This window comes from Candidatus Competibacter phosphatis, from assembly GCF_012939995.1.
Lineage (GTDB): Bacteria > Pseudomonadota > Gammaproteobacteria > Competibacterales > Competibacteraceae > Competibacter > Competibacter phosphatis.
Genome location: NZ_SPMZ01000088.1, coordinates 16,902 through 27,306, shown reverse-complemented (window position 1 = coordinate 27,306; position 10,405 = coordinate 16,902). Strand labels below are relative to the sequence as shown.

Annotated in this window: 7 protein-coding genes; 5 read left to right on the top strand and 2 right to left on the bottom strand. The window is 67.7% G+C overall.

Features of this window, described 5'->3' with window-relative positions; translation table 11 throughout:
* Together E4P82_RS20475 and E4P82_RS20470 are read right to left on the bottom strand one after the other, a co-directional pair.
* The coding region (locus tag E4P82_RS20475; RefSeq protein WP_246327766.1) for a DotH/IcmK family type IV secretion protein at positions 1–789 on the bottom strand (789 nt) is incomplete at its 3' end.
* A 13-nt stretch (positions 790–802) separates the two neighbouring features.
* The gene (locus tag E4P82_RS20470) at positions 803–1,483 is read right to left on the bottom strand and encodes a DotI/IcmL/TraM family protein (protein WP_169250613.1); all 681 of its coding nucleotides are present in this window, start codon (positions 1,481–1,483) and stop codon (positions 803–805) included.
* 110 nt (positions 1,484–1,593) lie between these two features.
* Between E4P82_RS20470 and E4P82_RS20465 the strand changes: the two genes are divergently transcribed.
* From E4P82_RS20465 to E4P82_RS20450, 5 genes are all read left to right on the top strand, one after another.
* Positions 1,594–2,895, top strand: coding sequence for a YqaJ viral recombinase family protein (locus E4P82_RS20465; RefSeq protein ID WP_169250612.1), 1,302 nt, complete (start codon positions 1,594–1,596; stop codon positions 2,893–2,895).
* Between the two features lie 21 nt (positions 2,896–2,916).
* The gene (locus E4P82_RS20460; protein WP_169250611.1) at positions 2,917–4,485 is read left to right on the top strand and encodes a hypothetical protein; all 1,569 of its coding nucleotides are present in this window, start codon (positions 2,917–2,919) and stop codon (positions 4,483–4,485) included.
* A gap of 71 nt (positions 4,486–4,556) precedes the next feature.
* Positions 4,557–6,359, top strand: coding sequence for a hypothetical protein (locus E4P82_RS22600; protein WP_246327765.1), 1,803 nt, complete (start codon positions 4,557–4,559; stop codon positions 6,357–6,359).
* A complete protein-coding gene (locus E4P82_RS20455) occupies positions 6,265–9,885 on the top strand; it encodes a strawberry notch C-terminal domain-containing protein (RefSeq protein WP_312915934.1) in 3,621 nt (1,206 codons plus the stop codon). Before E4P82_RS22600 ends, E4P82_RS20455 begins: the two co-directional genes overlap by 95 nt.
* A gap of 2 nt (positions 9,886–9,887) precedes the next feature.
* Positions 9,888–10,382 carry a hypothetical protein gene (locus E4P82_RS20450; protein WP_169250609.1) on the top strand — a complete coding sequence of 165 codons (495 nt, stop codon included), beginning with the start codon at positions 9,888–9,890 and terminating at the stop codon, positions 10,380–10,382.
* Positions 10,383–10,405: the final 23 nt, after the last annotated feature.

Here is a 10,405-nt window from a genome sequence, read left to right as displayed (position 1 = left end):
GTCGATGCCGGTGGGACTGGCCGCGTGGTACTCCGTTGCGGCGTTGGGTCCGGCCAGGGGCAGCTTGAACTCCTTGCGGGCGTCGATGGTTTTCTGGCCCAGCGCCAGGCTCAACACCACCGGCGTGTGCAGGGCCTTGAGCGTCACGACCAGGTTGCCCGCGCCCGCCCCCGCGACCGGTTGCACCACCAGGAGGGTGGGGAGATCGTCCTTGTCGCCACTGGTGGTGCTGGCGGACACGGCGAACAGCTTATCGTTGAATCCCTGATAAGCCGTGATCGGCCAAATGGCGCCGGTACGGTCGGTAAAGACGATGCTGGTGCCGAAGCCTTGGGCCACCCGGACCACGGGTGGCCGCGTCGCGTTCAAATTCAGCGCCTCGGCGCTCATCACGGCTTCGGGCGGTCGCTGATCCGCCGCCACCGCCTCGGTGATCTCCAGGGACCGAATCAGGCTGTGCAACTGGTCCGGCGTCATCGGCGTGAGGGTGTCCTCGGTCTGCTCGAACGCTCGGTCCCGCGCCCGCTCGCGGCGGGCCTGATGACCGCGTTCAACGGGTGGGTTCAATGGTGGCGGTGACAGCGGCGACTCGACGACGGGCGGCGCGGCGTCCGGCGCGGTTTCGGGCTCCGGCACGGTGGGTGGCGACTCGACGATGGGCGGCGCGGCGTCCGGCGCGGTGGGCGGGCGCGAGGTCGGCCCCCCCAGCGCCCATGCCGTGCTGGTGACCCCGAGTAAGATCGATAGCAGCGCGGTCAACAAACCGTCCAGGCGTGAGGATCGACCCATCGCGACGGTCTCCTTATGAGGTCTTCCCCGGTCGCGTCACCAATTGGTGAATCGCGTATCCCCGAGGCAGTTCGTGGGTTGGCATGCGGACGATCAGGACTTCCGTGATGTTGTCCTGGGGCAAGCTCACGCTGGAGGCCCCCTGGTAAGTGATCCTGATGGGTACTTCCAATTTCCAGGCATAGCGACCCCCGATCACCCCTTGGTTGGTGACCAGCGGCGGCGCGGTTGGCACCACCTGGGTCACCAGCCGCCGTTCGGCCACGGCGGTCCACAATCCCGAAGTCTCCAACGCTTTTCGATGGCTGTTGAAGCCTTGGGCGGTGAACAAATCCCGCATCCGCGAGAGCTGTTCCTTCTGGTGCACGTAATCGAGGGTGTACGCCGTCGTCACGGCTTGCGCCGCCCAGGTCAGCAACACCTCCTGGGGAACATACGGCTCGCTGATCGGAATCAGCGGGATGAGCCGCCCATCGGCGGTGGTGGCGAAATACTCGGGCGTGGGGGGATGGGTCAGCGTCCACAGATGACCGAACGCGCTGACGGTCAGCGCGGTGGCCAGCACCGCATTCCCCAGCAAGGACCAGCGCAATTTCAGATCGAGCGACCCCAACAGGTCGTGAACCGGGGCGGTGCCTCGCAAGCCTGGTTCGGTCGCCGGGTCGCGGCCTTGTGCCAACGTCGTCTCGGTCATCACTCCCCCTGGTTAACAAACCCGAAAAACTCGGCAGGGTTTTCGGCCACCTGCTATGATTATAGCGACGTTATTTTTATAAATAAACATATCAAATAAATGAACGACGAATGAACGACGAAGCGGACGTGGTTCCCAGCGCGCTGCGCGCCTTACCCCAAGCGCGCCACCTCGATGCCGAGCGGATGGCCACCTGGTGGCAAGCGGCGCGGGCACTCGCCGCCACGGACGCTTTCGGAAGCAGTCTCACGCCCGCCCAACAGCTCCGGCGGTTGGGTGGCTTCGGCGCCAGCGAGATCGGGATATTGGTCGGCGAGCAACGGAGCCTGTATTCACCGTTCAGTACCGCGCGCGAGGTGGTGGCCCGCAAGCTGCTGCTGGACCCTCCCACGCCGGCCAATCCTCATCAACGGCGCGGGATTCTGCTGGAGCCGCTGATTCGTGAGACGTTCTTGCGCCAAAGCGGGGCGGTTCGGCAGCCGGAATGGACGCAACGCATCGCGACCCACCGCCCCGCCCGCTGGCCGTGGATGCAAGCGACGCCGGACGACGTCGTGGAGTTGGCGGGTCGCCGGGTGCTGGTGGACTACAAGGCGCCCGCCGAACCGCTGACCGAGGTGTCGTTGCCGTATGCCTGCCAACTGCACCAGACCGGCTTGATCGCGGCGGATTTGGGGTATGCCGTCGACGCGCGCGTCCTCGTGGCCTGGAACCACCCGCGAGGGACTCCGGAGGTCCTGGTGTGCGCGCACGACCCGGCCCTGGAGGCCGAGATCGTGGCGGCGGGCACCCATTATTGGAACGCGTACGTCCTGCAAGGCGCGCTGCCGCCCTGGCCGACCCGTGCCCCGCTGGCGTTGGAGCTGGCCGACCTGTCCCTGGCGGCCAAAGCCGACATCGAGGCGCTGGCCGAGCGTTGGCTACGGTTGGAGCTGCTGGCGAAGGAAACCCAGCGCCTGCATGAAGACGCCCATGCGCAACTGCTGGCGCGCTGCCGCGCCCACCACCTCGCCGACACCGTGCACAGTGGTCCGGTCCAGATCAAGCCGCGTGCCCAATGGAACGAAGACGCGGTGGACGCCCGGCTGAGCGACGCGGACCGGCAGCGGTTCACGCGTCCTCGATGGGATACCGATCAGTTGGTGGCGCTGGTGCGCGAACGAGGCGGCGATCCCGACGTGGCCCGGATGGATAACGCGGCCCTCGATCTCGACGCGGCGGCCCGCTGGTTGATCACCGAACGTGGGATTCCAGAAACGACGCTCCAGCGCATCGAGTATCAAACCCGCCTCTCGCGTCGCAAAGCCGATCAACCGTTCGTGGCACCGATCCGGGAGGCCGCGCGCGCGGCCTCCCACACCTTCGGCGCGCCGCCACTTCCTACGACCCCTCATCCGCCCTCGCCCCGGTAAGCCCACCTTAGGAGTTTTGCTATGTCTACTGATACATTGATAAAAAATGCTTCATTCGACGCGCTGCGGACCGCCTCCGAGGCCACCACGCGCGGCGCGACCGCCAAAGCCCCGGTGACCCATCAATCCTGCAACGTGATCGCCCGATTGGACGCTCCGCCAGAGACCCAAGGCGGCGCCCTGATCTTGCGCGCCACGCCGTTGTTCGACGGCCCCCACACCACCACGGGCCGCGCCGAAACCTTCACCGTCCGCGCCGACCGGATCAAGGAGTGCAAGGACAATCTCAACAAGGGCGCTGGGGGAGGTGTTGGTTCGATCCTGGCGTTGGGCAATGCCTGGCGCGACGCCGACCGCGGCGTGATCAGCGTCGGTTGGATCAACACCTGCGTCTCCGCCCAGAAGGTCCAGGGTGAACTGAACCACCATCAGCACCGGGATGTGGTGCAGGTCTACGCGCAAATGCCGGTGTTGGATTTCACCAACGTCCAGCGGGGCTTCGGGGAACCGGCGCGGATTCGATGGGCCTTGGGACGGGACACGATGACGACGCGGGTGGCCCATGGGTCGCGGTGGACACCGGTCGTCTTCGACCGGCATTGGCTCCAGGAGAAACTGGCGCAAGCCTGGGAGGCTCGCGCCCAGGACCACGTCTCGATCAATTTGCGCTTGCCGGTGTTGCGGCCCGAACAGGCGCGGCCAGCGCGCGATGCCGCCGAGGCCGCGCGGGCCATCGACACGCTCCTGGCCGCCGACCGCTATCGCTCGATCCTGACCCGGATTTCCAACGGCGGCGAGACGGAAACCCGCTGGCAACCGCTGATGCGGGGTGAGCAACCCGGCGAATGGGTCGCTCAATTGCTGGCGCGCGTGCCCGGTTTCGATGCGCAAGGCCATCCAGTGGCCGACCCCGACACCGGCGAACAGGTCCAGGTCGATCGATTCGCACTGATCGAGGGGATCGACAATCCGGTGTTGTTCGACGCCGCCACGCGGGGCGAAATACAGCTCGAATTCATCCCCCGCGACGCGCTGTGGGTCGCCAGCAAGCATGCCGTCAGTCTGGCGAACGACATCAAGACGATTCAGCAATCCGCATCGGCGGACGACCTGCGCGCGGTCGCCTTTACCTTCGGCCACGAGACCGAAGCGGTCTCGCGGGTTGCTCTGGTGTTGCAGCAACAAGCGGAACGGACCTACGTGGTGGCCGGGCCGTTCCGGCTGGACACGGGACCCGCTTACACCCCGGCGACCGTGCCCAGCCCCTATTTACAGGCACCCGCCACACCTGACGCCGACCGCGATCCCGCCGCCGCCGAGGGCGAACCGTCCTGGGAATCCGCCACGGTTCAGGACCTTCCAGAACTGGCCGACGAGGCGTTCGAGCTGAGTCAAGCAGCCCTCGACGCGGCGTTCCAGGTCGACTCGGCCGCCACGCCCGCGCCGGCGCCCGCGAAACCGGCCCCCCAGACCTTGGATGCGCCCACCGCCACGGCGCCGCCCCCGGCACCGGCGCCGGTCAACCTCACGTCCGGCAACCCCACGTCCAGCAACCCCGCACCCGCCCGGCCCGCCGCGCCGACGATGTGAGGTCGTCACCGCCGTCCTGATCGAAAGACCGTCCCGAGGCCGGGGCGGGCCACCACCCCGGGGGAATCCGCATGTCCGAACCCATCGCCACCGTCCGCTGGATCGACCTGTCGCCCCACGGCCTCACGCTACACGCCGTGCGCTTGCCCTCGGGCCGGGCGGTCCTGGTCGCGGCCGGCCACACGGCCGACCACGGGGCCGCGCTTGCGGCCCTGGGCTTCCGTCGCACGCGTCAAGGTCATGTCGTCCATCCCGAACCGACCTTGAAATTCGGGGACGTGCGGCGTCACTTTCCCCAGGCGACCGTGCGCGAGATGCCGCGCGATCGCGTCGTGCGCGTCGTGCCGACGGTCGTGCCGCCCACGCCCTCACTCGCTCCGACCATCGCCCCGACCACCGAGGCGATCCCAGTCGCCGACGCCGCCCGCGCCACGGCGGACCATCGGGTGCATAACGCCACCTGGCTCGGCCTCAATCGGCGCGGCCAGTCCGTCCACGAGGACGGCGCGGAGAACCGCTACCTGGTCGGCGATCCCGAGGGCGATTTCGGGCCGCTGACGGACGTCGATTACCTGCGGCTCACCACCGACGATGACTTACCCGACTTGGTGTCGGGCCTGCTGTGGCGGGCGCTCCAAGAGGAAAAGCTCGGCGCGGAAGACCTCGCGCAACTCGGTCGCGCCCTCGCGATGCCGGCCGGCCAGGACACGCCGACCCCCCATGCGCTGCAAGAAGCGCTGGAGGCGGCCAGTGTCGCCTACTTTCGGGCGCATCACGCTCGGCTCGACGCTCAAGACGGTGCATCGGTCCCCACCGCCGCCTTCCACGCGGCGCGGCGGTTGGCGGGCCACCTGCCGCCGGTGGCCACCCGCAGCGGCGACACCCTCGCGTTGGCCCAGTTTTCCACCCCGCTGCCGCTGGCGGTGGCCGCCCGCGCCCTCCTGGGGCCGGTCGGCGCGGGCCGGTCCGTTCTCGAACCGACCGCCGGTCACGGCGCGCTGCTGCTCGGGTTACCGGCGGATGCACGAATCACCGCCGTGGAGATCGATCCCGACCGGGCGCGGCGCCTGGAACGCCTGCTGGGCGGGACCGGGTCGGTGATCACCGGCGATATCTTGCGTCAAGCCGCGCCGGCGTCACCCTACGATTACGTGCTGGCCAACCCGCCGTTCGGCGGACTGGGCCGGTTCGGGACCGGCGACCGTCCGCAACGGCGGGTCGCGTTCGAGCAGGTGTCGTTTCCGACCCGCCGCTTGGATCATTGGATCCTGCTGGAAACCCTGAAACAGCGCCACCCGCAAGGACGGGCGGTGTACCTGATCGGCGCGGATCACCCCCGCCAGCATGATCTAGAAACACCAGCGGGCGGCAGCCGTTATCTCTTGAACCTTTTGGCCGATCACTATCACGTCGAGGCGGTCATCGGCCTGCACGGCCACCTCTACGGCACGCAAGGCGCGCGCTATCCCCTGCGACTGATCGTCATCGGTGAGCGGGGCACGGGTTTTCCGGCGGTGCCCGAAACCACCCCGGTGGCCCGCGATTGGGACGAACTCTGGACGCTCGTGGACACCTTGGCGCCCCGGATCGGGCCGAGCGTGCTGGAGCGGGCGTCAGTCACGCCCGTGACCGACGCGGTGACGGCGACCGTGGCGGCGGGCGAGGCGCTCGCGCCCATGGCCCCCCGACCCGCTACCCGCCATCGAGGACGAGCTGGACGCCGTGGTGGTGTATCAGGAACGCTATGTCGCCCGCAGTGGCGTGGGCGCGGCCTCGACCATGATTCCGGCGAACATGGCCACGGCGGTGAACCGCGCCCTGGATCGGGTGGAAGCCCGCCACGGGTGCGACGTCGATACCTTCGTCGGCCGTGAACTGGGGATGAGCGCGGCGGAGCGGGCGGCCCATTTCGCGCCCGAACAAATCGACGCCTTGGCGCTGGCCTTCGACGCCCACGACCGGAAACGGGGGTTCATCGAGGCCGACGAGACCGGCATCGGCAAGGGCCGGGTGCTGGCGGGCGTCTGCCTGCGGGCCTGGCGACAGGGCCGCCCGGTGATTTTCTTGACCGAGAAGCCCAACCTGTTCTCGGATTTTTACCGTGATCTGTCCCAGATCGGCGTCCAGCGCGACATCGTGCCGCTGATCGTCAATGCCGACATCCCGATCAAGGATACCGAGCGAGGGACCGTGTTGCGAGCGGCGAGCCGTGCGGCGGACCTGCGGCGAGCGATGACCGCGGATACCCTGCCTCCCGGCGTCAACCTGGTGCTGGCGACCTACTCACAGCTTGGTCAGCGTGGATCGCTCAAGGCCGACTGGCTGTGCCGGATCGCCGAAACCCATGGCGCGCAACTCCTCGTCGATGAATCGCACAACGCCAGCGGTGACTCGAACACCGCCGCGAACGTCCAACGGCTGCTGGAAGCGAGTGGACGGCCCCCGATCTTTTCCAGCGCCACCTACGCCAAGCGCCCGGACAACCTGTCCGTGTACGCCTCGGTGTTGCCCGAACTGTTCCGCCAGGACGACCTCGGTTTCCTGCTGCGCCAAGGCGGCGCGCCGTTGCAGGAGGCGTTCTCGCAGATGCTGGCCGAGGACGGCGTGCTGATCCGGCGCGAGCACGATCTGTCTCACATCACCTTCCGCACCGAACCGGACACCACGCGCGCGAACCGCCATCGGGAACTCGCGAATCGCTTGGCGTCGATTCTGGAAAAAATGGCCTGGCTGGGCGGTGACATCGAGGCGTTCATCTCCGAGGAAAACCGGCGGTTGAACGAACGGCTCGACGGCGGCGACGCGAACGGCCAACGCCGGGGCCACCGGGCCGGCTTGCAAACGATGAACTTCGGCTCCCGGCTCTATCAGCTCAATCGACTGTTCCTGCTGGCGCTCAAGGTCGATCACGCCATCGAATTCGGGGCGCGTGAGATCGAGGCGGGCCGCAAGCCGGTGTTCGTGGTGGAAAACACCCTGGAAACGCTGTTGAAGGAGATCGTGACCCATCGGTTCGATGATGATCGAACCATGGACGAGGACACCATGGACGAAGGCACCACGGATGAGAAGGCCGTGGACACCCGCCGGGCGACGGTACCGGCCACCCGTGATCCTTTAGCCGATTTGACGATTCCGGCCCTGACCTTTCGCGATGCCTTGTGGCGGGTGCTGGACCGAATGCTGGAGTACACCGAGCGCGACGGCTACGGCAACACCACCCGGCGGCGTGTCCACGATCCCCAGTTGCTCGATCTGGTTCAGGGGATCGAGAAGGACATCGCGGCGTTCCCCGACCTGTCGTTGTCGCCGCTGGACGAGGTGCGCCTCGCCTTGCAAGCACGCGGCTATCGCATCGGCGAGCTGTCCGGCCGGTCCTTCCAAGTCGAGTGGGTGGAGCGGGAAGACGCGCGCGCCTTGCGGGTCCGGCCTCGGCTGGCGGAAAACCGGGTCGATACCGTGTTCCGCTTCAACACCGACGTCCATCAAGGCTTGATCGTTACCCGCTCCGGCTCGACCGGCTTGAGCGCGCACGCCCGTGACGATGTCCCCGGCTGGAGTCCGGCCCCCCGTTCGATGTTCGAGTTGCAAATTCCGCAAAATGTGGCGGAGCGGATTCAGTTCTGGGGCCGGATCAACCGCCGGGGCCAGTGCGCCGCCCCGACCGTGGTCACCCCCTCCACCGGACTCCCCGGCGAGATGCGGTTGATCGCGATGCAAAACACCAAGCTGCGCCAGCTCTCGGCCAACACCACCAGCAATCAGGACAACGCGGCGTTGGCCAAGCACATACCGGACTTGCTCAATCCCCTGGGCAACCAGATCGCCCGGCGCTGGGTGACGCAAAATCCGTTTCAGGCGGCGCGATTGTCCGCCGAGATCGGCGAGGAGCGCGACGCGACGCCGGGGTGGTACATCAACCGGATCACCTCGCGGATCCTGTTGCTCCCGGTCGCCGAGCAGGAAAGCGTGTTGGAGGAACTGGCCGGTCTGTACCGCGCGCGGTTCGATGAACTGAAAAACCAAGGCATCCACCCGCTGCGCACCGCCGAATTCGACTGGAAGGCCCGCGAAGTGGCACGCGGTCGCTTTGAGCAAACCCCCGCCGGCGCCGGTGAAACCGACAGTCCGTTCCACGCGCCCATCGATTTCATCACCGTGGACTACGAGGAGGCCCGCCGGCCGCTGCGAGCCGCCGCCGTGCGGGACGCCTGCGCCCACCACGCGGCCCACTGGCAACCGGCGCCCCTGCTGGACGCGCTGGCGACGATCCGCCAGGCGCGGCTGACGCAGGCCCTCCAGCCCGCCGGCCGCTACGCGGGGTTTCCGACCATCGAGGATGCCCTGGCGGCGCCCGACGATAATCCGGTCAAACGGACCGCCGAGCAGTTCGAGCGGTTGCAGGCCTTCGTCGCGACGGTCGCGCCGGGCGCGGTCGTAACCTGGCGGGTGGCGGTGCCACGGGCGGATGGGTCCGGCGCGGACGACGACACGGACGACGACGACTGGCAATACCGCGAGGGGCTGGTGGTCCGCATCCTGGCGCCGGGCCGCGACGCCCTGCATCTGGCCGGTCACTACGAAATCGCCGTCGCCTGTCCGGGCGAGGAACGGGTGAAGCCCCTGACCCTGCACACCTTGTTGAAGGGGGAATATGCCCTGTTTCACGATTCGGATAACCGCGATCATCTGCTGGCCAAGATCGAGGCCGCCGAGGCCGGGACCCGGACCCATCGGCGCCACTTGCTGGTCGGCAATCTCTACGCCGCGCTCCAGATGGCCGCCCGCGACGATCTGGGCCGGCCGGTGATCTATACCACGGCCGACGGCGCCCGCGAGCGGGGTATTCTCTTGCACGCCGACGTGACGTGGCAACAGCTCAGCGCGAAACCGGTCCTGCTGCGCACGGTCGACCACCTGCAACGCTTCGTCGAGGACCACCGCGATGCCCCTCGCGTGGTGCTGGTCTCCAGCGACACCGGTGGCCGGCCGGAGCGCTTCAAGCGCGGCATCGACTTCGTCCTGCTGCTGAGGGACGGCGCGGTGAACTTGATCGTGCCGGGCGCGCACGGCCGCAACGGGCCGCTGCTCCACGACCCGCGCTGGCAAGCGCTCGATATTCCCTTGGAAGGCAACCGGACCGCCTTGGAGGGCACGATTCCCGAGAGCGCCCTGCCCGGCGCGCTGGCGGTGCTCGGTCAGCTCAAAGCCTGGTCCGTGGCCAGCGACTACCGGGACTGGTATAACCAACTGGCCGACACTGCCGTCGATGCGGCGGCTGACAGGGATCGCCCGGATGCCGAACCGTCCGCCGTACCGACGACGGAAACCCCCACGGCGGCGACCGTGGCGGCCCACGAACCACCGCGCCGGATCGCGGCCCTGACACCGGGAGCTTGACCATGCCCCACGCCGATGATCTATTGAACCGCCGCCTGAGCTTGGCCCAGGCCTGCCGCGCCCTGGGGATCGATCCCTGCTTGCGGCCCGGTGAGTCCGTGACCTGGATGCACCTTGATCCCATGACAGGAATCGGCATCAACGCCGGTCTATACTGCCACGATCCAGTTCGGGACGACGAGCCGTATGTCCTGAGTCTCGGCGCCTATGAGGAAACCCGGATCATCGGTCCGAACGGCGAGGATTACGGGACCGACCGCGCGGTGATCGCTCGCTTCGACTTCGCGCTGGACGGGCCGGACGGCGAGGCGCCGCGACCCTTGGACGATCCGCCGCGCGCGCCCTTGAGGCTGGCCACCGCCGAACTGGGCGCGGGGTGGTCCGATGAGGATGACCGCTCGCTGTGGGCGGTGCTGGTCGAGGTCGGCCGGATACTGGCGGGGTGGCCGTCCGAGCGGATGGCGCGAGATGAGACGAATTTGTCGGCGGTTCGTTGAATTTTTGGCTGGATTCAAGGCAT